This is a genomic window from Mucilaginibacter sp. UYCu711 (assembly GCF_050433825.1).
Classification (GTDB): domain Bacteria; phylum Bacteroidota; class Bacteroidia; order Sphingobacteriales; family Sphingobacteriaceae; genus Mucilaginibacter.
The window spans coordinates 331094-354590 of the sequence record NZ_JBNPWM010000004.1 but is presented as its reverse complement, the minus strand read 5'-3'; the positions used below and the strand labels follow the sequence as shown (position 1 = coordinate 354590).

At 42.1% G+C, this 23497-nt stretch carries 20 protein-coding genes; 13 read left to right on the top strand and 7 right to left on the bottom strand.

Features of this window, described 5'->3' with window-relative positions:
- Positions 1-238: 238 nt before the first annotated feature.
- Both ABIB50_RS11025 and ABIB50_RS11020 read left to right on the top strand, forming a co-directional pair.
- Entirely contained in the window at positions 239-5314 is a 5076-nt protein-coding gene (locus tag ABIB50_RS11025) for a translocation/assembly module TamB domain-containing protein (protein WP_429379769.1), read from the top strand.
- A gap of 2 nt (positions 5315-5316) precedes the next feature.
- Entirely contained in the window at positions 5317-7623 is a 2307-nt protein-coding gene (locus ABIB50_RS11020) for a BamA/TamA family outer membrane protein (RefSeq protein ID WP_429379768.1), read from the top strand.
- Positions 7624-7684: 61 nt separating this feature from the next.
- Here ABIB50_RS11020 and ABIB50_RS11015 read toward each other — a convergent pair whose 3' ends face one another.
- Both ABIB50_RS11015 and ABIB50_RS11010 read right to left on the bottom strand, forming a co-directional pair.
- A complete protein-coding gene (locus ABIB50_RS11015) occupies positions 7685-8392 on the bottom strand; it encodes a hypothetical protein (RefSeq protein ID WP_429379767.1) in 708 nt (235 codons plus the stop codon).
- Complete coding sequence (locus tag ABIB50_RS11010; protein ID WP_429379766.1) at positions 8389-8727, bottom strand: PadR family transcriptional regulator; 339 nt, start codon at positions 8725-8727, stop codon at positions 8389-8391. Before ABIB50_RS11010 ends, ABIB50_RS11015 begins: the two co-directional genes overlap by 4 nt.
- 111 nt (positions 8728-8838) lie before the next feature.
- Here ABIB50_RS11010 and ABIB50_RS11005 point away from each other — a divergent pair, with 111 nt between their 5' ends.
- Both ABIB50_RS11005 and ABIB50_RS11000 read left to right on the top strand, forming a co-directional pair.
- Complete coding sequence (locus ABIB50_RS11005; protein WP_429379765.1) at positions 8839-9999, top strand: PQQ-dependent sugar dehydrogenase; 1161 nt, start codon at positions 8839-8841, stop codon at positions 9997-9999.
- A 33-nt stretch (positions 10000-10032) separates the two neighbouring features.
- Positions 10033-10284: a c-type cytochrome gene (locus ABIB50_RS11000; RefSeq protein ID WP_429379764.1), complete on the top strand. Its 252-nt coding sequence runs from the start codon at positions 10033-10035 to the stop codon at positions 10282-10284.
- A 43-nt stretch (positions 10285-10327) separates the two neighbouring features.
- Here ABIB50_RS11000 and ABIB50_RS10995 read toward each other — a convergent pair whose 3' ends face one another.
- Positions 10328-10930 carry a methyltransferase domain-containing protein gene (locus ABIB50_RS10995; RefSeq protein WP_429379763.1) on the bottom strand — a complete coding sequence of 201 codons (603 nt, stop codon included), beginning with the start codon at positions 10928-10930 and terminating at the stop codon, positions 10328-10330.
- 145 nt (positions 10931-11075) lie between these two features.
- Between ABIB50_RS10995 and ABIB50_RS10990 the strand changes: the two genes are divergently transcribed.
- A complete protein-coding gene (locus ABIB50_RS10990; RefSeq protein WP_429379762.1) occupies positions 11076-11537 on the top strand; it encodes a DUF2059 domain-containing protein in 462 nt (153 codons plus the stop codon).
- Between the two features lie 83 nt (positions 11538-11620).
- Here the strand turns inward: ABIB50_RS10990 and gyrB are convergent, their stop codons facing one another.
- Positions 11621-13579, bottom strand: a complete 1959-nt coding sequence (gene gyrB / locus ABIB50_RS10985) for a DNA topoisomerase (ATP-hydrolyzing) subunit B (RefSeq protein WP_429379761.1) — start codon at positions 13577-13579, stop codon at positions 11621-11623.
- A gap of 311 nt (positions 13580-13890) precedes the next feature.
- Here gyrB and ABIB50_RS10980 point away from each other — a divergent pair, with 311 nt between their 5' ends.
- On the top strand, positions 13891-14487 hold the full coding sequence (locus ABIB50_RS10980) for an OmpH family outer membrane protein (RefSeq protein WP_429379760.1): 597 nt from the start codon (positions 13891-13893) through the stop codon (positions 14485-14487).
- 77 nt (positions 14488-14564) lie between these two features.
- Positions 14565-15038, top strand: coding sequence for a nucleoside deaminase (locus tag ABIB50_RS10975; RefSeq protein WP_429379759.1), 474 nt, complete (start codon positions 14565-14567; stop codon positions 15036-15038).
- Positions 15039-15114: 76 nt separating this feature from the next.
- On the opposite strand, the gene ABIB50_RS10970 is transcribed toward ABIB50_RS10975, so the two are convergent.
- The gene (locus tag ABIB50_RS10970; RefSeq protein ID WP_429379758.1) at positions 15115-15519 is read right to left on the bottom strand and encodes an RNA-binding S4 domain-containing protein; all 405 of its coding nucleotides are present in this window, start codon (positions 15517-15519) and stop codon (positions 15115-15117) included.
- A 414-nt stretch (positions 15520-15933) separates the two neighbouring features.
- Between ABIB50_RS10970 and ABIB50_RS10965 the strand changes: the two genes are divergently transcribed.
- The 6 genes from ABIB50_RS10965 (at position 15934) to miaA (ending at position 21762) form a co-directional block, all read left to right on the top strand.
- A complete protein-coding gene (locus tag ABIB50_RS10965) occupies positions 15934-16749 on the top strand; it encodes a 2,3,4,5-tetrahydropyridine-2,6-dicarboxylate N-succinyltransferase (RefSeq protein WP_429379757.1) in 816 nt (271 codons plus the stop codon).
- Between the two features lie 83 nt (positions 16750-16832).
- On the top strand, positions 16833-17816 hold the full coding sequence (locus ABIB50_RS10960) for a glycosyltransferase family 9 protein (protein WP_429379756.1): 984 nt from the start codon (positions 16833-16835) through the stop codon (positions 17814-17816).
- Complete coding sequence (locus ABIB50_RS10955; protein ID WP_429379755.1) at positions 17809-18375, top strand: L-threonylcarbamoyladenylate synthase; 567 nt, start codon at positions 17809-17811, stop codon at positions 18373-18375. The genes ABIB50_RS10960 and ABIB50_RS10955 overlap by 8 nt, the downstream gene beginning before the upstream one ends.
- A 303-nt stretch (positions 18376-18678) precedes the next feature.
- Positions 18679-20097 (top strand): CCA tRNA nucleotidyltransferase, encoded by a 1419-nt coding sequence (locus ABIB50_RS10950; RefSeq protein ID WP_429379754.1) that lies wholly within the window; start codon positions 18679-18681, stop codon positions 20095-20097.
- Positions 20098-20137: 40 nt separating this feature from the next.
- The gene (locus ABIB50_RS10945) at positions 20138-20782 is read left to right on the top strand and encodes an IS1096 element passenger TnpR family protein (RefSeq protein ID WP_429379753.1); all 645 of its coding nucleotides are present in this window, start codon (positions 20138-20140) and stop codon (positions 20780-20782) included.
- Positions 20783-20856: 74 nt separating this feature from the next.
- Positions 20857-21762: a tRNA (adenosine(37)-N6)-dimethylallyltransferase MiaA gene (gene miaA, locus ABIB50_RS10940; RefSeq protein ID WP_429379752.1), complete on the top strand. Its 906-nt coding sequence runs from the start codon at positions 20857-20859 to the stop codon at positions 21760-21762.
- Here miaA and rfbA read toward each other — a convergent pair.
- Positions 21742-22602 (bottom strand): glucose-1-phosphate thymidylyltransferase RfbA, encoded by an 861-nt coding sequence (gene rfbA / locus ABIB50_RS10935; RefSeq protein ID WP_429379751.1) that lies wholly within the window; start codon positions 22600-22602, stop codon positions 21742-21744. The two genes, miaA and rfbA, sit on opposite strands and share 21 nt — an antisense overlap.
- Positions 22603-22612: 10 nt before the next feature.
- A complete protein-coding gene (rfbD, locus tag ABIB50_RS10930) occupies positions 22613-23470 on the bottom strand; it encodes a dTDP-4-dehydrorhamnose reductase (protein WP_429379750.1) in 858 nt (285 codons plus the stop codon).
- Positions 23471-23497 lie beyond the last annotated feature (27 nt).

Genomic DNA, 23497 nt, shown 5'->3' with positions numbered 1-23497 from the left:
TTGACGAATACAAATCTACCAAAAAACACGTGGGCGTTTATTGGATGTTGAAAACTCAGTAATTACTTTCTGTTAAACCGAATGAGATAATTAAGTATAAAACTTAAACATTTTGCACGCTTATTGTTTAATATACAACAGTAACGACTTAAACTTTGAAAATAATATAAAATTGGGACGATTTGGACGTATAGCTCTAAAAACTATTCTTTGGATAATTGCAAGTGTCATCTTTCTGGTGTTACTTGTAGTCATTTTAATACAGGTACCTTCTGTACAAAACTTTGTAAAAAACAAAGCGGTAACTTTTCTGCAAAATAAAATTCATACTAAGGTCGAGATCGGCCATATCAGTCTTGGCCTGCCAAAGCTCCTGGTTTTAGAGGATGTTTATTTTGAGGACCAGAAGAAAGATACGCTTATTGCCGGCGATAAATTGAAAGTTGATATCAGCATGCTGCAGTTGCTGCATCATAAGGTGGAGATCAACGAGATTAATCTGCAAGGCATCACCGCCAAAATAAGCCGCGGAAAAGACAGCGTGTTTAATTATGACTATATCCTAAAAGCTTTTACCGGCGAGCAAAAGAAAGAAGTTAAGCCCGAGGATACTACGTCCACCATGAAATTCTCGATGGATAAGATCATCCTCGACCGGATAAATGTAACTTATAAGGATGCTATAAGCGGTAATGATGTAAAATTCCTGTTGGGGCATTTCGACACCCGGATCAAAGACTTTGATATGGATAAAATGAAATTCACTATCCCAAAGATCAACCTATCCAACGTATATGCCCAGGTTATCCAAACTGCTGTAACCCCACCACCGCCCGATACCACTACTACCCCGCTTAATATGGAGCTTAGTTTGGGTACCATTGATATTTCGAAAGTACGTGTGGTTTACCGTACGGATGAGATGGCTGCCAATGTAGATCTGAGCAAGTTTTTGGTAGAGATGGATAAGATCGACCTTAAAAACCAAAAGGTAGGTATTAAAAGCATCGACCTTAATGATACCAAAGCCATACTAACCTTTGCAAAACCTAAAACGGTTAAAAAGGAAATTGTTAAGGCGCTAAAGAAATTAGATACCCTTACGTCAAACCCAAACAAAACAGGCTGGAGCGCTACTTTAGGCAGGATAAAATTTGTTAACGACGAGATTAAATTTGATAACGAAGCACAAGCACCAATTGTCAAAGGCTTGGACTATGCACACATGCATATCACCAAACTGAATGCCGATGCCGAAAATATTGCCTATAACCCTGATTCTCTTTCCGGAAAGATCAATTCGTTCACGTTTAATGAAAAGAGCGGGTTAACTATCAACAGGTTTCATACCGCCTTTTTTTACGGGCCAACTAATGCTTACCTGAATGACCTGCTGGTTGAAACACCGCGCACTATTATTCAAAAACAGGTACAGGTTAGTTATCCGTCTATCGCGGCCATCACCAAAAATATAGGCTTATTGCGGGTTAACGCTAATGTTGATGGCACCAGGATCAGCTTAAAAGATGTTTTGTTGTTAATGCCGACAATGGCCGGCATGGAACCCTTTAAAAGTTCGCCAAACTCGGTGTTTGCTATTAACGGTAAAGTACAGGGACAGGTAGACAACTTAAATATTCCTTCGTTGGAGGTCCGCGGACTAAGCAACACCCATATTAAAGCATCAGCTAAATTAAGGGGCCTGCCGGATATGAAGAAAGCTTATTTTGACGTTAACATAGCCGACTTCAATACCAGCGCTACTGATATAGCCAAGCTGGTTCCTAAGGGTACCATCCCGGCAAATGTCAGCATACCGGCCAGCATGAACCTTAAAGGCAGCTTTAAAGGCGGCATGACCAATTTTAACACGAAATTAAACTTACGTTCAACTTACGGCGCCGCCGATTTGATTGCTTCGCTGAAAAACGGCGGCAGTAAAACCGGGGCCACTTATTCGGCCAACATCAAGGCTAATAATTTAAACGTTGGCGCGCTAACCAAACAGCCAAAAATGGTGGGTATGGTTTCGTTATCGGCAAATGTTAAAGGCCGCGGGCTCGATCCTAAAAAAGCCAGCCTGCAGTTTAATGGCAACGTGGCCCAGGCTTATGTTAAAGGGTATAATTATAAAAATTTGCAGCTAAAGGGTACGGCTGCCAATGGTAATTATACGGTGGTATCTAAGATGAGGGACGCAAACATCAGCTTTACATTGGATGCTAAAGCCAATCTGAATAAAAAGTATCCATCAGTAAAAGCTAATTTAATGCTGGATAGCATTAACCTGGAAGCATTGCATTTTACCACTACACCGATGCGCCTGCACGGTAAAGTTATTGCTGATGTGCCTACCGCCGATCCGGATTACCTGAACGCTAATATTAAAGTAACCGACCTGCTGGTGGTAAATAAGGACCAGCGCATAAGGGTTGATTCTATCAGCCTGGTATCAACCGCAAATGCCGATAGCAGCTCGTTACGTTTAAAAACACCGTTTATGAACGCACGGCTGAGCGGCAAATATAAGCTTACCCAGGTTGGCGATGCCATGCAGGATCTGATCAACAAATATTTTGATATGAGCATGGGCAGCGCGGTTGCCAAAACTAAACCGGTTAACTCGCCGCAACAATTCACCTTCGCGGTGCGGATACTGAAAACGCCGCTGCTTACCCAGTTTGCACCATCGCTTAAGCAAATGGACCCGGTGAATATTACAGGACGTTTTAATAGCGCGACCGGCGAATTTGTGGTTAACGGCACCATCCCTAAAGTAGTGTATGATACTTATATTATTAACAATGGTAAGCTTACCATTAATACGGCTAACAACGCGCTTAATTATGCTTTGACAGTAGATGAGATAAAAATGTCATCTACATTAGATTTGCTTTTCCCAAGTATCAGCGGCAGCGCCCAAAATAATAAGCTAAACCTGAGTGTGCAGGTGCGTGATGCAGCAAAGAAAGAACGTTATCGCATTGCTGGTGTATTTAGCGCGTTGCCAAATGCTTACCAGTTTAGCTTTGTGCAGGATGGGGTAATGTTTAACTATATTCCATGGGCGGTAAATGCCGACAATTACTTCCAGTTTGGCGGCAAAGGTGTGTTGGCCCACAATTTTAACATAACCAATGCTAACCAGGTATTAAGCGTTAACAGCACCGGCACCGCGTTTAACTCGCCCATTAAAGTTGGCTTCCGCGATTTCCATATCGAAACGTTGACCCGAATGGCGCAGCAGGACTCATTACAGGTTGGCGGTGTTATTAATGGCGAGGCCAATATCAGTGACTTCCAGAAAGCCATGAAGTTTACAGCAGATTTAAACGTTACCGATTTCAGCTTTAAAGGCGATACCGTAGGCAACATAGCCCTGAAAGTAAATAATCAGACAGAGAACGCTTATGCTGCCAACATGAGTATTACCGGCAGAGGCAACCAGGTTGATTTGCAGGGCGTATACTATACCAGTCCCGAAAGCAAGTTCGATCTTGACCTGAACATTGTTAAGCTGAACATGAAAAGCATAGAGGGATTTAGTTTTGGCGCCATCCGCAATGCTAAAGGAACTATTACCGGTCAGCTTAAAATAACCGGCAATACATCAGCGCCGGTGGTAAGAGGCGATGTGCATTTTAACGAGGTAGGCTTTAACGTCACCATGCTTAACTCGTACTTCACCATGCCTAAAGAGACGATAACCTTTAATGAGGATGGCGTACTGTTCCGTGATTTTACATTGGTTGATTCAACCGGGAACAAAGCTATTGTTACCGGTACTTTGTACACCAAAACCTTTACCAGCTTTAAATTTGGTATTGATATTAACGCCACCAACTTTAGGGCGGTTAATTCTACCCAGGCCGATAATAAACTTTTCTACGGTAAGCTATATATAGATACCCGCATCCAGGTCCGCGGCACGCAGGAATCACCAAGGGTTGATGCCAACTTAACCGTGAATGATAAAACAGATATGACCTTTGTTTTACCGTCAAATGATCCGGGTATTGAAGACAGGCAGGGGGTTGTGGAAGTTATCAATCAAAACGCGCCGAAATTGGATTCCATCCTATTGGCTAAACAGCTCGACTCGCTTAAACAAAGCAACTTACGCGGGTTGGACGTTAACGCAACTATCAAAATAAACAAAGCCGCCAACTTTAACATCGTAGTTGATGAACGCAATGGCGACGTGGTACATATAAGAGGCGAAGCAAATTTAAATGGCGGTATTGACCCAAGCGGCAAAACTACTTTGACTGGTACTTATGTGGTGGAACAAGGATCATACAACCTGGCCTATGCAACGGTAAAACGCACCTTCAACTTTAAAAAAGGCAGCAGCATTACCTGGACGGGCGACCCGACTACAGCTAATGTTGACCTGACAGCAGTTTATGTAGCTAACGTACCGCCTATTGACCTGGTAAATCAGCAAATAGGCGATGACGGTACCAATCTTACCATGTACAAGCAAAAGCTGCCGTTTAATGTAAACCTTAACCTGCGTAATGAGTTGATGAAACCCGATATCACTTTTGATATTGTGCTGCCTGATAGCAGCTATACCGTATCGCCGGATGTGATTGCGACTGTCAATACGCGCCTGGCACAAATACGGCAGGACCCTAACGAATTAAACAAGCAGGTATTGGGTGTATTGGTGCTGGGCCACTTTATTGGCGATAACCCGCTGCAAAGCCTGGGTGGTGGTACCAGTATAAATGGTGCAATCCGTAACAGCGTGAGCAGCTTATTGTCTGATCAGTTAAATAAACTGGCGGGAAACCTGGGTGGCGGCGTACAGTTAAGCTTTGGTTTAACATCGGGCGCTGATTATTCGAGCGGCGTTGAACAGAACCGCACCGATCTGAACGTCGGCCTATCCAAACAATTCCTGAACGACAGGTTGACAGTAACAGTTGGCAACAACTTTAACCTGGAGGGACAAAATCAGCCGGGACAAAAAACAACCGACATTGCCGGTAACTTATCTATAAACTACAAGCTAACGCAGGATGGCCGCTATATGCTGCGCGCCTATCGCCGCGACCAGTTTATTGTGGTTGAAGGGCAGGTGATAGAAACCGGCCTGGCGTTCTCTTTAACTTACGAGTATAACCGCTTCATAGAACTGTTTAAACGAAAATCTAAAGCCGAACGCGATTTGCAGAAGGAATATAAAGAGAAGGAAAAAGAGAAAAAGAAAGAACAAAAAGCGGCTGAGAAAGCACACGACGAAACTGTGGCGCCAGTTGTGCAACCGGCGGACAAACCAGCCGAACAAAAACAAACATCAAACTAACTATGGCCAAACTTAGATACATACTTTTTATTTTATTTGCTGTATTTGTAAGCGCCTGCAGTAATACCAAATACCTGGCGCCCGGCCAAAAGCTATACACGGGTGCACGGGTGAATATCACCGACAAACAAAACACTAAGAAAAGCGAAGCCAAGGCATTAACCACTGATCTGGAAGAATTACTGCGCCCTAAGCCAAACACCAATATCCTGGGTTTGCGTTATAAACTTTGGATCTATAATAAAACCCGCACCAATAAAGTAAGAGGGCTTAAGCATTTCCTGAACACTAAATTAGGCGAGCCGCCTGTTTTGGTAAGCAATGTTGATGTGGTAAAAAACGCAAGTATTTTAACCAACCGACTTCAAAACGAAGGGTTCTTCGTGGCTAACGTTAGCGGCGATACGGTGAGTAAAAAAAAATCAAAAGTAGCTAAAGCGGTATATACGGTACAAACCGGCCCGGCATACCATTACCGCAAGGTTATATTCCCTACGGATAATAACGATTTAGATACTGCAGTTGCCGGTACCGCTAAAGAAAGTTTTTTAAAAGTTGGCGACCGCTACGATCTGGATGTGATCAAAAACGAACGTATCCGTATTGATGCCCGGTTGAAAGAAAAAGGTTTCTTTTATTTCGGTCCTGATTATTTGATCATGCGGTATGATAGTACCATTGCCAATCACCAGGTGGATATCTTTGTTAAGGTGAAGGAAACCACCCCCGACCAAGCCCGCTGGATCTACCAGATCAGGGATATTTATGTTTACCCTAAATATAGTTTAAGGGATACTTCGACGAAGCTCGATTCGGCCGAGCGTTATCGCTGGTATAACGTTATCGACCCTAAACACAGCGTAAGAGCATTTATGTTTAAAAACGCGGTGCTGCTCCATCCCGGCGAAGTTTATAACCGTACAGAGCATAACAAAAGCCTGAACCGGTTTATTGAGCTGGGTCCGTTTCGTTATGTAAAAAACAGGTTTGAGGACGTAACACCCGATTCGGCTAAACTGGACGTGTTTTATTACCTGACCCAATACAAACGCAAATCATTACAAGCCGAGATCCTGGGACGCCAGACCTCCGCCAATTTTAACGGTACGCAATTTAACCTGACCTTCCGTAATAAAAACACATTTAAAGGCGGCGAGCTGTTTGCGGTAACCGGGTTTGTAAGTTCCGATATCCAGTTTGGCGCACGTAACAACGGCTATAACGTTTACCAGTTTGGTATCAAGCCATCGCTGTCATGGCCAAGATTTATTAGTCCCTGGGATTTTAAAACCGATGGTGCATTTATTCCGCATACCATTTTAAATACTGGCTATACGCTTATTGACCGTAGTAAACTATATAAGCTTAATTCGTTCAATGCATCGTTTGGTTACCAATGGAAACCCAACCTACACAAACAGCATGAGTTAAACTTATTAGAAGTAATGTATGTTAATGCGGCCAGCGTAAGCAAAATATATACTGATAGCATTGCAAAAACCCGTAATCCTGCCTTACAGCACGTTATTGATAACCAGTTTACTTTTGGACCAAGCTATAGCTATACGTATACCAACACAATGGAAGATGCCAGGGTTAACACTTTCTATTATAACGGAAAGATCAGTTTATCGGGTAATCTTTATGGCATTATTAGCGGGGCAGACACCTTAAGCGGAAAAGTCCGCAAATTATTCGGCACTCCATTTAACCAATACGTTAAGTTGGAGAACGAGATTAGGTTCTACCATAAATTAGGGCCGGCAAGTAAAATTGCCACCCGCTTACAAGTTGGCGTTGGTTTGCCTTATGGTAACTCAACCGTCATGCCTTATACGCAGCAGTTCTTTATTGGGGGCGCTAACAGCCTGCGTGGTTTCCAGGCAAGGTCGTTAGGCCCGGGTGTTTACAACCCACCTCCAAGCGTTACGGGGGGTACACAGTTCCTGCCGGACGAATCGGGAGATATAAAGATAGAGGCTAACTTAGAGTATCGCCCTAAACTATTCAGTATAGTTGAAGGCGCCTTATTTGTTGATGCCGGTAACATCTGGCTGTTAAACAGCAAGAGCGTTATTCCGGGGGGGGCTTTTGGCAAGAATTTTATCAGCCAAATGGCTGCCGATGCCGGCGCGGGTTTACGCTTTAACCTATCAGTATTGATATTACGTACGGACCTGGCCTTCCCTATCATCAAACCACAATTGCCACCGGGTCAGCGCGTAGTAATTAACCAGATAGACTTTAGAAGCGCCGAATGGCGTGGTCAGAATTTGATCTTTAATTTGGCTATCGGGTATCCTTTTTAATGAGTGAATTAGTGAATTGTTTTTAGGTGAATGTAACTATAATTGTGATAAGGTTTAGGTATTATAGATAGCTTGCCATTAATGTTTTATGCCAATCCTTATATAGTTTATGATAGGCTACTGCGTGTATAAGGATGATAAAAAACAGCACTGACGCTACATTAACAGGCATTCCGTTATAGTCTATTTGATTTGGTATTAACTTAGCTCGTTGTAATTTCATACATACTAAAGAAACATTTGTCCATAACAGCATCGGAAAAAAGAGCATAAAGATATTTCCAAATGGCCTTATGGTTGTTTTTGCATAATCCATTATTAGGGTTTTTACCGGCGCGTTTGCTATTGTATTAACAGTTTTCCTCCCAACAATAGCTGCCGGAATTAAAATTATAAATGAAGTTATAACTTGCCCTATAACCGCATTAAACCACTCATACTGCATCAACAGATAATATCCAACGGTAGCCGCGATTATAATTAACATGAAATAAGATGTTAAGCATTGGCCCAAGCATCTAAAGTAATCGAATATATATTCTTTGATAGCTATTTTTAAATATTTAGCCTCAATTGATTTTATGGCCTTCGCTCCGCCCAGGTCATTTTCAATGATGTTGTTAACCGCATCAAAAAATGGGGCATCATCGGGTACTCCCTCTAATGCAGTAAGCACATGATCATACAACTCTTCATACGTTTCTTGCACGTATGTTATACTTTGTAGCTGTGCTTTTATAAAGTTTTGCTGCTCCTGGTTTGGCTTCATTTTACAGCAGGTTTAAGATTTAGCAATAACTGCAACTGATCTATAAAAGCTTCGGCTTCGGTAATTTTGTTAGTTACTTCTTTGCCGCCCTGTTCTGTAAGGCGATAGTATTTACGCACCCGGTTATCAACCACCTGGGTAAAAGTTTCCAAAAAGCCGTCGGCTTCCAGTTTATGTAAGGCAGGGTATAATGCGCCCTCAGTAAGCAGTACGTCGCCTGCCGAAATTTCTTTTACCTTTTGCGTAATTTCATAACCATACATTTCTGTATTGTCTTCTAACAGTCTTAATATAATGGTTTGCAAAGTGCCTTTTAATAACGGGTTTGTGCTCATAATAAAACAAACATATAAATAATTTATATACATAACAAACTTATGTATATAAATTTTAAAGTTTTTGCTTAAATAACTTTTTAGTAACTTACCTCATACATAAGTCGATAAATGAAAACACTAAAATGGTTTATAGCAGTTTGTTTTATAGCGGTTACATTAAGCGCTTTTGTTGCCGGTAAAAAGGCCAGGATCAGTATCGCGATAGCAGATACAACCGGATTTAAAGTAGATACACTGGCGCATGACCTGGTGGTGCCATGGCAATTAGTTTTCCTGCCTGATAACAGCCTGCTGTTTACAGAGCGTAACGGCAAATTACGCATTTTCAGGAATGGTAAACTGGTTGATAGACCCGCCTTTGTTATCCCTGATATCCCGCAACGCAATAAAACAGGATTGCTGGGCCTGGTGCTTCACCCGGATTTTATTCATAACCGTTTGGTTTATATGGCGAATGATTATTGGCAGGGTACTAAAATGCGCCTGCAAATTGTACGTTATGAGTTCAGGAACGACACTTTAATAAAACCATTGGTTATAAGGGATAACATCCACGCCAACCAAAACCATACCGGTTGCCGCTTAGTTTTCGGTCCTGATAAAAAACTATACATCACTACCGGCGATGCCGACGAAGCTATTTTAGCGCAGGACCTGAAAGCCCTTAACGGCAAGATCCTGAGATTTAATGATGACGGTACCATCCCTGCCGATAACCCTTTCATTAACAACGACACGGCCCGCAAAGAGATCTGGACCTACGGCCATCGTAACCCACAGGGATTGGTATTTCAGCCCGGCACTAATACGTTGTTCGAATCAGAACACGGACCAACAGGCGGCGATGAGATCAACATCATAAAAAAAGGCATGAACTATGGCTGGCCCATTATTCATCACCAGTTAACTAAAGAGGGCATGTTAACACCACTGGCCGAATTTACACCATCCATCGGGCCAAGCGAGGCTATGTTTTATAAAGGCGACAGATTTCCGCAGTTAAAAGGCAAGTTGTTGGTAGCCTGTATGCGCGGCGAGGGCATTTTGATACTTACACTTAATAGCGACAAGATAGTTGGCCAGGAGATTATATTTAAAGAGAAGTTCGGCCGGATCCGCTCGTTAATTACCGGCCCCGATGGGTACATTTATATGTCAACCACAAACGTTGACCCGGCAGAGGGAAAACCAAGGCCTGGCGATGATCTGATACTGCGACTTCGCCCATCCGGAACAGAAAATACTTTATTCTCATCCCAGAAAATCTAAGCTAATAAGGTTGCTCAAACCAGAGCGGTAAAAATGACCACACCAATACTGATACAGCAAATGTGCGCCAGCTGCCATGGTAATGATCTGAAAGGGACAGATAAAGGTGCCAACCTTATCAGCGTTGCCTTAAAACATGGAAGTGGTAAACAATCGATAGTTAATATTATAACAAATGGTGTGTTAGATAAAGGTATGCCTGCCTGGAATGGGGCAATCAATAAAGTTGATATTGATAAGATTGCGAGTTATATTGTGGCGAAAAGGAAAACGGTAAAGAAGTAACTTTCTCCAATCCCTCATTGCTGACGTAGTAAGAAATATAGGATCACCCAATATATCTCGCCATCCAAACAGTTGCACCACACTCTTCGTCGTCAATAACATGCTTTATAACTTCAAAATTGTGGGTTTTTAGCAAATCTTCATATTCAGCAGTATCTAAAGACCCATGGAATAAATTTTCGCCGCCATTGATGCCCCATGCTTCGCCGTGCGCTGTCCCGGAAGTGAAAAGTAAAATACCACTGGGCTTAAGGTGCTGAGCAAAAAGTGAAAACATAGCCGGCTGATCTTCGGCGGGTAAATGGAAAAAACTATTCCAGGCAATTATAGCGTCGAACTTACGACTTAACTTAAGCTGGCGCATATCCTGTAAGATAAATTCGGTTGCAGGGAAATTTATTTTGGCAATAGCTAAGATCTCACTACTGGCATCAACACCGGTAACATTAACATTTTGATCGACAAGGTATTTAAGGATAGGCACACCTGTACCGCAACCCAAATCTAAAACGGATGCTTGTTCAGGCAACCGACCTGATAAATCATCAAGATACTTTTTCTCCAATAAAACCACGTTACGGTTTGCAGCAAACCAGTTGGCTATCTTGTCGTAAACTTTGTAAACGTTTTGTTTTTCGTTGTTCATTAATCAAATATGCTAAAAAAGTGCTGTTTGCTTGCGTTTATATACCTACAAACACTATACCTAAATAATTTATATACATAATATACTTATGTATATAAATTTAACTATACTTGCTTAATATTTTATAAACTTAAACTCTTAAAAAATGAAAAGATCACTATTTATTATTTTGCTGGCAGCTATTACGCTGAATGTATCTGCACAAAAATCGCATGAAAAAACTTTGAAACTGTTTAAATTAATGGGAACGGAGCAAGCTATGGACGCTATGTCAGGTAACATGACGGCCATCTTTAGCCAGTCTCCTACAATGTTCGGCGGCGATCAGAAAAAGCAGAAAGAATTGGCCGCTTTTTCTCAAAACGAAATAAAAAAACTAATGCCCCAAATATTGGCCGACATGGTGCCTGTTTATGAAAAACATTTCACCCAGCAGGAAATTCAAAAATACATTGACTTTTACAGCACTCCCGAAGGTAAAAAGTTAGCGAACTCTGCACCTGTGCTTCAAAAAGAAATGATAACTAATATGATGACAAAATATATGCCCCAGCTACGAAGCAACCTGACCGCTAAAATGCAGGAGTTAAACAGCAAAAGGAAATAGCCTTACAAACAAAAAGCCGTCCCAACATACGTCGGGGCGGCTTTTTTAATAATTCTTATCCCGATAGCTATCGGGACAAAATCTTATGTATCTATTCTCGCGTATTTCGCGTTTTTCTCAATAAATGCACGGCGCGGAGCAACCTCATCGCCCATTAACATAGAGAAAGTATGATCGCACTCGGCAGCGTTTTCAATGCTTGCTTTTTTAAGGGTACGGCGGGCAGGGTCCATAGTGGTTTCCCATAATTGCTCGGCGTTCATCTCACCCAAACCTTTGTAACGCTGTACGTGCACGCTGTCTTCTTTACCGGCACCTTTAAGGCGCTGGATAGCAGCGAGACGCTGATCTTCGTTCCAGCAATATTCAAACTCTTTACCTTTTTTAACCTGGTAAAGTGGCGGCGATGCAATGTAAACGTAACCAGCCTCAATCAGCTCCTTCATATAACGGAAGAAGAAAGTAAGGATTAGTGTTGTAATGTGCGAACCATCCACGTCAGCATCCGTCATGATCACAATTTTGTGGTAACGCAGCTTGGTCAGGTTTAATGCCTTATCATCTTCGGGTGTACCGCGGCTTACGCCAAGGCCGGTAAACATGTTCTTTATCTCTTCGTTCTCGTAGATCTTATGCTCCATGGCTTTCTCTACGTTAAGGATCTTACCACGTAACGGCAGGATAGCCTGGTACTCGCGGTTACGGCCCTGCTTGGCGGTACCACCCGCCGAGTCACCTTCGACAAGGTAAAGCTCGCATAATGCCGGATCGCTGTTAGCGCAATCAGACAGCTTGCCTGGTAAACCAGAGCCACCCATAACGCTTTTACGCTGCACCATTTCGCGTGCTTTACGCGCGGCGGCACGGGCCGTAGCTGCCAATACAACCTTGCTCACAATCATACGGGCCTCTTTAGGATGCTCTTCCAGGTAATTACCTAAAATCTCGCCTACGGCCATATCAACCGCACCCATTACTTCGTTGTTACCCAACTTGCCTTTGGTTTGGCCCTCAAACTGAGGCTCCTGTACTTTTACAGAAATTACAGCGGTCAATCCTTCGCGGAAGTCATCTCCTGTAATTTCAACTTTAAGGTTCTTTAACAAGCCTTCTTTATCGGCATAGCTTTTTAAAGTACGGGTTAACCCTCTGCGAAAACCTGCAACGTGTGTACCGCCCTCATGCGTGTTAATATTATTTACGTACGAGTGTACGTTTTCTGTATAGGTATCATTGTATTGCAAAGCCAGTTCAACCGGGATGCCTTGTTTTATACCATCAACATAAATAGGCTCAGGGATGATAGATGTACGGGTGCCATCTAAAAACTTAACAAACTCGCTTAAGCCGCCGGTCGAATAGAATTCTTCTGTTACTAAAGAACCATCTTCGTTAGGTTCGCGCTCGTCGGTTAACGTTAACCTTATACCTTTATTCAGATAAGCAAGCTCGCGTAAACGGGCAGCCAGCGTATCAAATTTGTATTCGGTGGTCAGGGTAAATATCGTCGGATCCGGCTGGAAGGTTTGGGTGGTACCGGTACGCGCTGATGTACCAATTTCTTTAACCTCAAACAAAGGCTTACCCTCTGAATATTCCTGGGTAAACATTTTGCCTTCGCGCTCAACAACCGTTTTCATATGGGTTGATAACGCGTTAACGCAACTTACACCCACACCGTGCAAACCACCTGATACCTTGTAAGTGTCTTTATCAAACTTACCACCGGCGTGTAAAACAGTCATTACAATTTGTAGCGCCGATACTTTTTCTTTAGTAGTGATACCTGTCGGGATACCACGGCCGTTGTCGACAACGGTTATAGAGTTGCCTTTATGGATAGTAACATTTATAGTATCGCAGTAACCGGCTAAGGCCTCATCAATAGAGTTATCTACAACCTCATACACTAAGTGGTGCAGGCCTTTTACGCCTGTATCGCCGATGTACATGGAAGGGCGCTTGCGCACCGCCTCTAAACCTTCTAAAACCTGTATATTATCTGCTGAGTAATTCGATTTATCTATATTTTCTTCGCTCATATTTTGGTTGAAACAATAACTCACAAAAATACGCATTTTAAGCCATATTACCACTACTGTTGATAAAATGAGCGGTTGTTAATATACTTAAGCGTAGCTCAAAAATGGCTTGAAAATCATACTGGGATATAACGAGTTAGGAAACAGGTTTTTAAAACAACAAAACGCCAAAATCAATATTGATATCTGCTATTTTTAAACCACAGGTAATTGATTAGGATACTTAATATGAAAGTTTATCTTTGTGAAAATTTTATTAAAAAATGACGATGCGTCAGTATCTTCAAACATCAAAAAACAAAACACTTTAAATGAAAACCACGGGTTCTACATTAACAAAAATCACATTGGGTTTATTAGTTGCGGCAAGCGTTGCTGCCTGTAATAACAAACCTGCTGCTACACCGGTTGCAGCTACAACCACTACTACTACAGCAGATAAGGGCACAACTGTATATATCAACTCTGATAGCTTAATAAGCAAGTATGACTATGCTAAGGACATGCAGAACCGCCTGACCGAAAAAGGTAAAGCAGCACAAAATGAAGTTGCATCAAAGGGCCAGGCCCTGCAACGCGAAATTGCTGAATATCAAAAAATAGCTGCTACCCTGCCTGCAGATAAACGCCAGACTACCGAGCAACGCCTCGGCCGCGAACAACAGGAGTTTCAAAAATTCCAGCAAAGCGAATCAGCTGACATGCAGGAAGTGCAAGCTAAGGAAACCGGGAAGCTTTTTGATAAGCTAACCGAGTTCTCTAAAAACTACGCTAAAGAAAAAGGCTATAAATTGGTATTAACTTATTCAAAAAGCACCCCGGGTGTTTTATATGTAGATCCAAGCCTTGACATAACTGCCGAAGCGCTTAAAACATTAAACGACGCCTACGCGAAGGATAAAAAATAAGCTAATGTGCATTTAAATACTAAAAGGAAAACCCCGGCTGTAAGTTGGGGTTTTCCTTTTTATGGAGGGAAAGAAGTATGACGAACAACGAGAAATTTATGCAGATGGCCATCGACCTGTCTGAGTATAATGTTAAAGAAGGACAAGGCGGCCCGTTTGGTGCCGTAATAGTGAAAGACGGCATGGTGCTGGCCCGCAGTGCCAACAAAGTGGTACCTAATAATGATCCCACTGCTCATGCCGAAGTATCGGCTATACGCCTGGCCTGCCAGGAGCTGGGCACTTTTAGCTTAGAAGGCTGTGAAATTTATACCAGCTGCGAACCCTGTCCCATGTGCTTAGGCGCCATTTACTGGGCAAGGATAGATAAGATCTACTACGCCAATACCAAGGCTGATGCCGCAGCAATAGGTTTCGACGATCATTTTATCTATGAAGAACTTGACCTGCCTATGGAGAAACGCAAACTACCCTTTGTACAAATGATGCGGAATGAAGCATTGGGAGCTTTTAAATTATGGAGCGAAAGCGAGAGTAAGACAGACTATTAATTGGTGAGTAGTAATTTGTTGATTAGGTGCGTGGTTATTCAAACTAAAAACTTAATCAATTACTCACTCAATAAACTCAATCAACCTTCTTCTCAAAAAAATCATCCTGCAAACCGTCTATCTCGCGCCTGTCGCGTTTGGTGGGGCGGCCGGTGCCACGGTCGCGTTTTAGCAGCGGGGCATGGAACATGGATTTAAAGGCCGGTGTTTGTTCAACCGGTGTAATGTCTTCATAGTAGCCTACGGCTGTTTTAGCGTCGGTACGGCTTTCCAGTAAACCGGTAACCCTTATTATCTTTCTGTCCGGTCCTTTTGATACCTGGTAAACCTCGCCCAGCTTAACCTCGTGCGACGGTTTAATGTTGTTGCCATCCAGCTTAACCCTGCCAGCCTTACAAGCATCAGATGCCAGCGTACGTGTTTTAAACAGGCGAATGGACCAGAGGTATTTATCTATACGGAGTTTTTCTTTTTCGGGCATGGTGATGAATTTGCACTATGCAAAGTTAATGTTTGAATGATGCTTAACGAAACAAACACGTCCGTAGTGCCATTAATTTTTGTTTCACCATTGTTGTTTCGTGAAACAAAACCCGCCCGAAACGCGACATTATATAATACCCTAATTAAAAGCCAGTTAAATAAAAAACACACTAAAAAACCCTGACCAATAAGTTGTTTCATTTTGTTTCATCCGTTTTACGCAATAATTTGATTTACAATAACTTAACCTAAATTGTTGTTTCATGTGTTTCATTTGTTTCGCATTTTCGTGAAACAAACTTATTTGCCCGGCGATAAACTATCGTGTTAAGAATCACGGCATACGGACAAACAAATTATAAAACAAATCTCCCTAAAATTCCTTTAATTTGTCGAAAGTTTAATTATACCGATGCAAGACCTTAAAAAATTAATCGAAGCAGCCTGGGAAGACAGGAACCTGTTGAATTACAAAGAATATATCGACGCTATTGAGACCGTTATTGAGCGCCTTGACAAAGGCGAGATCCGTGTTGCTGAACTAATAGGCAACCGCTGGCATAATAACGAGTGGATAAAGAAAGCAGTAATACTATACTTCCCTATCCGCACAATGGAAGAAATCAAAGCCGGGCCTTTTATGTTTCATGATAAAATGAAGCTAAAAACCGACTATAAAAAAACAGGCGTACGTGTAGTGCCTGGTGCAAGCGCACGTTATGGCGCGTTCCTGGCAAAGGGGGTTATTATGATGCCAAGCTATGTAAACATTGGCGCGTATGTTGATGAAGGCACTATGGTTGATACCTGGGCCACTGTTGGCTCGTGCGCGCAAATTGGCAAGCATGTTCACCTAAGCGGTGGTGTAGGCATTGGCGGTGTTTTAGAGCCGATACAGGCTTCGCCAGTCATTATTGAGGACAATTGTTTCTTAGGCTCAAGGGTCATTGTAGTTGAAGGTGTACACGTAGAAAGTGAAGCCGTTTTAGGCGCTAACGTGGTTTTAACTGCATCAACCAAAATTATTGATGTTACAGGCAGCTCACCGGTTGAATATAAAAGCCGTGTTCCTGCCCGCTCGGTAGTGATCCCGGGTTCATATACTAAAAAATTCCCTGCCGGCGATTTCCAGGTTCCGTGCGCGCTCATTATCGGCAAACGCAAAGAATCAACCGACAAAAAGACATCGTTAAATGATGCTTTGAGGGAAAATAATGTAGCCGTTTAACAGTTTTGAGTGATGAGTTTTGAGTACTGAGTTTTAATAACTCGATCAAAACTCACCACCCATAACTCAAAACTCACAACTAAATGAAGATACTGGTAAGATTGCCTAACTGGCTTGGTGACGTAGTTATGAGTACAGCTTTCATCGGGGCGGTTAAACAGTTTTACCCGGCGGCGCAGGTTGATGTTATTATTAAAAAAGAGCTGAGCGCAATCGCGTCACTTATCCCCGGCTTAACCAAAATCCATTCATTTAGTAAAGACGAGTTTAAGGGCCTTGGCGGCGTTTACCGTTATGGCAAACTGCTGCGTGTAGAAAACTATGATATCTTTTTTACCCTACCCGATTCGCTATCAGCAGCAATAATGGGTAAAGCTACCGGCGCAAAACAACGCATTGGCTTTAGTAAAGAGGGCGGCTTTTTTTTGCTGACCAAAGTTTTAAAAAGGCCAAAGAACGTTCACCGGGTTGATGAGTACTTGTCCATATTAGCGCAATTGAATGAAATGCCGGTAACAGGCCGCAAAGTTTCGTTACATGCTACTGACGGAAAACCAAACGGGCTTATCCTGCTTAATTTTAATTCGGAAGCCGAATCGCGACGAATGCCGTTGGATAAGGGCAGGGCATTATTAAAACTGTTAACCAGTACTTTTACCGAAGCCCGGTTTGGCTTAATAGGCGGACCAAAAGACGCTGTTTTTATAGAGCAACTATTGGTTAATGCCGGCAACCAGGACCGAATAGAAAACTACACTGGCAAAACAACATTAGTTGGCCTTGCCAACTTAATGGCAGGCGTCAAAGTGTTGTTAACCACAGATTCTGGCCCGGCACATTTAGCCAATAGTTTAAGTGTACCGGTTATTGCCCTATTTGGTGCCGGCAATGAAAACAATACCGCGCCCTATAATAAAACTAACTTAACCGTACTGCGGGCAGGCCAGTTAAACTGCGAGCCATGTGTACGTAACGAGTGCAAACTATATGGCATACCCAAGTGTATGGAACTATTAGACGAACAAAGAATTATTAACGCCTTAAGCTTATATTTAAACCATGCTTAGAGACGAAGTTGCCAAAGCTTTTAAAGTTGTGCAGGATGGCGGGATCATCCTCTACCCTACCGATACCATTTGGGGGATAGGTTGCGATGCCGCAAATACCGAAGCCGTGCAAAAGATCTACCAGCTTAAACAACGCAGCGAGACCAAAAGTATGATCATACTGCTGGATACCGATAATAAACTGGCAAGCTATGTACAGGAAGTACCCGAGCTTGCATATAACCTTATTGAATATGCCGAGAACCCGCTAACGCTGGTTTTACCTAGTGCCCGTAATATATCTGCGGCGCTGATAGCAACTGATGGCAGCGTGGGTATTCGTGTATCTAATCACCCCTTTTGCCAGGCTTTGATACAGCGTTTGCGCAGGCCGTTGGTTTCAACCTCGGCTAATATCAGCGGCAAACCATCGCCCCAGTACTTCTCGCAAATAGAGCAGGAAATTATTGATGGTGTTGATTATGTGGTTGATGTGGACCAACACAGCATGGAAATTAAAAATCCATCAACCATAATGCGCCTGGAGCCGGATGGCCGTTTTGAGTTTATAAGGCGTTAGGTGTAAGTAGCGATGTGTTTAAAAGTCATCGTTATGAATGTGCAGGTGATCCATTTTAAAATGTGGATCAGTTGAATCACCTAAAACATCTAAATATTTAATTGTCAACCATTTAATAAATAAAGCGGATCACTTTGGATCACCCTTATTCGTCAGGATATTTAGCTATAACATTTAATTAATTTATTGAAAATGAAATAATTGAAAATTGGCCATTTTTTGCCCTATTTTGATGAGTGGATCAGTAAATGTGGATCACCCTTTCGGGACAAAAACGGGTAATTTTGTTAGCTTTGCACTTCAATGAAGCAACATCTAAAACATCGCGTATTTACCGTTATATCAAAGCTTGCCGGCGAACATAATTTGCAGGTATATGCTATCGGCGGTTTTGTTCGCGATATTTTTTTAGAGCGCCCGTCAAAGGATATCGATATCGTTATCATAGGCAACGGGATTGCTTTTGCCGAAGCTGTCGCGGCTAAATTAAAAGTAAAGCTGGCCATATTTAAAAACTTTGGTACGGCATCTTTAAAATACCAGGACCTGGAGGTTGAATTTGTTGGCGCCCGTAAAGAATCGTACCGGCTTGATTCGCGCAAGCCGATAGTGGAGAACGGCACATTAGAAGATGACCAAAAACGCCGCGATTTTACCATTAACGCTTTAGCCATCTCCTTACACCCTGATACGTTTGGCGACCTGATCGATCCGTTTGAGGGCATAAAAGACCTGGAAGCAAAGCTGATACGTACACCGCTTAACCCTGTCGAAACTTTTTCTGACGATCCGTTACGGATGATGCGCGCCATAAGGTTTGCATCGCAGTTAAATTTTAAGATAGATGGAATAGCTGTCGATGCTATAAAAAACAACAAGGACCGCATAACTATTGTATCGCAGGAGCGTATAACGGATGAATTGAATAAGATCATTTTATCACCCAAGCCATCAATAGGTTTTAATTATTTGTTTGACACCGGCTTACTGCATAAGATCTTCCCGGTTATGACTACGCTGTATGGCGTAGAATATATTGACGGCAAGGGCCATAAAGACAATTTTTACCATACACTGCAAGTGCTGGATAACATTTGTGAAACCACCGAAGACCTTTGGTTACGCTGGGCAGCCATATTGCATGATATTGCCAAACCGCCAACCAAGCGTTTTGAGCCGGGCCACGGCTGGACTTTCCACGGACATGAGGATAAAGGCGCACGCATGGTGCCCAAGATCTTCGCACAGTTAAAACTGCCGTTGAACGAAAAAATGAAACTGGTGCAAAAGCTGGTGCAACTGCATTTAAGGCCTATAGTTTTATCGCGGTCGATAGTAACTGATTCTGCCGTGCGGCGGTTGTTGTTTGAGGCAGGCGATGATATTGAGGGGCTAATGTTGTTGTGTAAAGCAGACGTTACTACCAAAAACGAGTACAAAGTTAAAAAGTACCGAAACAACTTTGAGCTGGTTCAGCAAAAATTAAAAGATGTTGAAGAGCGGGATAATATCCGCAACTGGCAGCCCCCGGTTACAGGTACGGATATTATGGAATTATTCGGTATTAAGGAAGGCCGCGAGGTTGGAATTATCAAAAATAAGATCCGCGAAGCGATACTGGAGGGCGAGATCCCTAACTCGCGCCCGGAGGCAATAAACTACACAATTAAAAAAGGCGAAGAAATTGGCTTAAAAGTTGTGGCAAACACAATCACAAATTAAAACATTATTTTTACAGTAAAAATCTACCACAAAATACACAATGGCACTATACAGATTTAGAGTTACTTTTGAAGATTATGATGATGTAAGCAGGGAGATAGATATTAAATCGACCCAAACATTTGAAGATCTTCACCGGGCTATACATCAATCAACAGGTTATAATTCAGAATATTCTTCATCTTTTTACATTAGCAATGATCAATGGTTAAAGGGCGAGGAAGTTACTTATCTGCCTAACCAACGAAGGATTGACCGTGGCGTGGCCCTGATGGAAAAAGTAAAGCTAAGCAGCCGCATTGACGATCCGCATCAAAAATTTTATTACACTTTTAATTTCGACCGCCCTTTTGATTTCCATGTAGAGTTGATGAAGATCATTCTTGACGAAACACCTGGCGTTACCTATCCTGCTATCATTAAATCAACCGGCGATGCGCCAAGGCAATTTGTTACCGTGGCTGATGCCGCAACCGCTGCAACTGCCGAAACAGGAGCAGATGACTTTGATTTCTTAAGCGAAATGGGCATGAACCATGAGGATACAGAAGATTTCTCTGAAGTAGATGAAACCGGTGAAGCTGTTGCAGATGAACACGAGGAGGCGGAAGAGGATGAATTTGGCAGCGAATTTGCCGATGACGATAATTTTGAAGACGACAGCAAATCGCACGACGATTATTAATTAGTTGATGGTTCATGGATAATTGGTTAATAGTACCTGTGTTATTTATTAACGAATTGCTATAGGTATGACCCATGAATCATAAACTCATAGTTATTGCCGGGCCTACCGCATCGGGTAAAACCGCCGCGGCTATAAAGCTTGCACAGCATTATAAAACGGCGATTATTTCGGCAGATTCGCGGCAGTTTTATCGCGAAATGGCTATTGGCACCGCAAAACCCAACTGGCTTGAGCTTGCGGCGGCAAAACACTACTTTATTGATTCGCATTCTGTAACTGAACCTTTCTCTGTTGGCGATTTTGAAAAACAGGGCCTGGCGTTATTGGATGAGCTTTTTCAAAGTCATAATATAGTGATATTGGTTGGCGGCTCGGGCCTATATATTAAAGCCTTATGCGAGGGCTTTGATGACATGCCACAGGCGGACGTGACCGTAAGAGAACAGCTTAATACTGAATTTGCCCTGAAAGGCATTGCTGCCTTGCAGGATGAATTAAAAACTGCCGACCCGGCTTACTATGACGAGGTTGACTTGCAGAACCCACAGCGTATTATAAGAGCTTTAGAAGTTTATAGAAGCACCGGTAAGCCTTTTTCATCATTCAGGAAATCAACTATTAATAAACGCCCTTTCGATACTTTAAAAATTGGGTTGGACCTGCCACGCGCGGTTTTGTATGACCGGATTAACCAACGGGTTGATGAAATGATTAAAGATGGATTAGTTGAAGAGGTTAAAGAACTTATACCCTACCGCAGCCTGAATGCATTAAATACGGTTGGTTACAGCGAAGTTTTTGACTACCTGGATAATAAAACCGACCTGAACAGAGCGATTGAACTGATAAAACAGAACACAAGGCACTTTGCAAAAAGACAGCTAACCTGGTTCAGGAAAGACAAAACAATTCACTGGCTTCAGCCTGATGATATTAAACCTGAAATAATAACAGGCTTACTTGATCAGGCGCAGTAAATATTGGCCGTAGCCACTCTTAATATATTTTTGGGCTATTTCTTTAAGCTGTTGTTTATCAATAAATCCCATACGGTAAGCAACTTCTTCAATACATCCTATTTTAGTATCCTGGCGTTTTTCAATAACACGTACAAATTCGCTGGCATCGCTTAGTGAATCAAAAGTGCCGGTATCTAACCATGCTGTACCCCGGTCCATTACCCCTACTTGTAAAGTTCCCTGTTCCAGGTAAAACCTATTTACATCGGTTATTTCGTATTCGCCCCGTGGCGACATTTTTAAATTCTTGGCTATATCTACAACAGTATTATCATAAAAATACAATCCCGGTACTGCAAAATTTGATTTTGGTTTTTCAGGCTTCTCTTCAATAGATAAAGCTTTAAAATCCTCATCAAATTCTACAACCCCATAACGCTCCGGATCGGCAACCGGATAGGCAAAAACAGCCGCTCCGTTAACATCGTTAAAGCTGCGTATCAGTTTGCTAAACCCACTGCCGTAAAATATATTATCGCCTAATACAAGCGCCGCTTTATCATTACCTATAAATTTCTCGCCTATTACAAAAGCCTGCGCTAAGCCGTTTGGTACCGTTTGTACAGCATATTCAAAATTGCAGCCAAGGTCTTTTCCATCGCCCAATAATCGTTTAAAGCTCTCATTATCTTCGGGTGTAGTAATAATCAGGATATCTTTTATACCAGCCAGCATTAATACTGATAACGGATAATATATCATCGGTTTATCGTAAATAGGCATTAACTGTTTACTTATTGCCTTTGTTATTGGATAAAGCCTTGTACCGGACCCACCGGCTAAAATTATTCCTTTCATGTATATTAAGTTATTGTCGGAGTTTATGTATACAGCTTATAAGGCTATCTCTCCAATACGGTATTTCTATATTAAATGTTTGCTTTGCTTTACTTTTGTCCATTACCGAATAAGCCGGACGTGTGGCCTTAGTTGGATATTCATCCGTACGAATAGGAATTGCCTTTACTTTCGTTTCAGAAATATCAAATATTGCACGGGCAAAATCAAACCACGAGGTTACGCCCTCATTACTATAATGATAAGTTCCAAAAGCTTTATTTTGACTATTTATAACGGTAAAAATAAATGTTGCCAGGTCAATAGCATACGTGGGTGTACCAACCTGGTCGGCTATAATTTTAAGCTCATCACGCTCATTGCCCAGCTTTAACATCGTTTTTACGAAGTTACTGGCATATTCTGAGTAAAGCCACCCCGTACGAATGATAAAATGGTCGTTTAAAATGGAAGCTACGCCAAGTTCACCATTTAATTTTGTTTGCCCGTAAACACTGATGGGCTTTGCTTCATCTGTTTCTGTAAGCGGGTGGGCAATATCGCCTTTAAATACAAAATCTGTTGAAATATGGATTAGCACAGTTCCATGCTTTTTGCACTGTGTAGCTAAGTTTACAGCACCTATATTATTAATTTTCTCTGCCAGTTCAATATCATCTTCAGCTTTATCCACCGCAGTATAAGCAGCGCAATTAATAGCGTAAGAGGGTTTATATTGTTCAAATAATTTATCTAAGCCTTCTACATTCAAAATATTTGCCTCGGTCTCCAACGGGAAAATAATATTGGTTGTCCCTTGTAACGATGCTACATTTTTTATGCACTGCCCTAATTGGCCCGAAGCACCAAAAACTATAATATTATTCATTTTTTGCAGCTATTTTTAAGTAAGTTT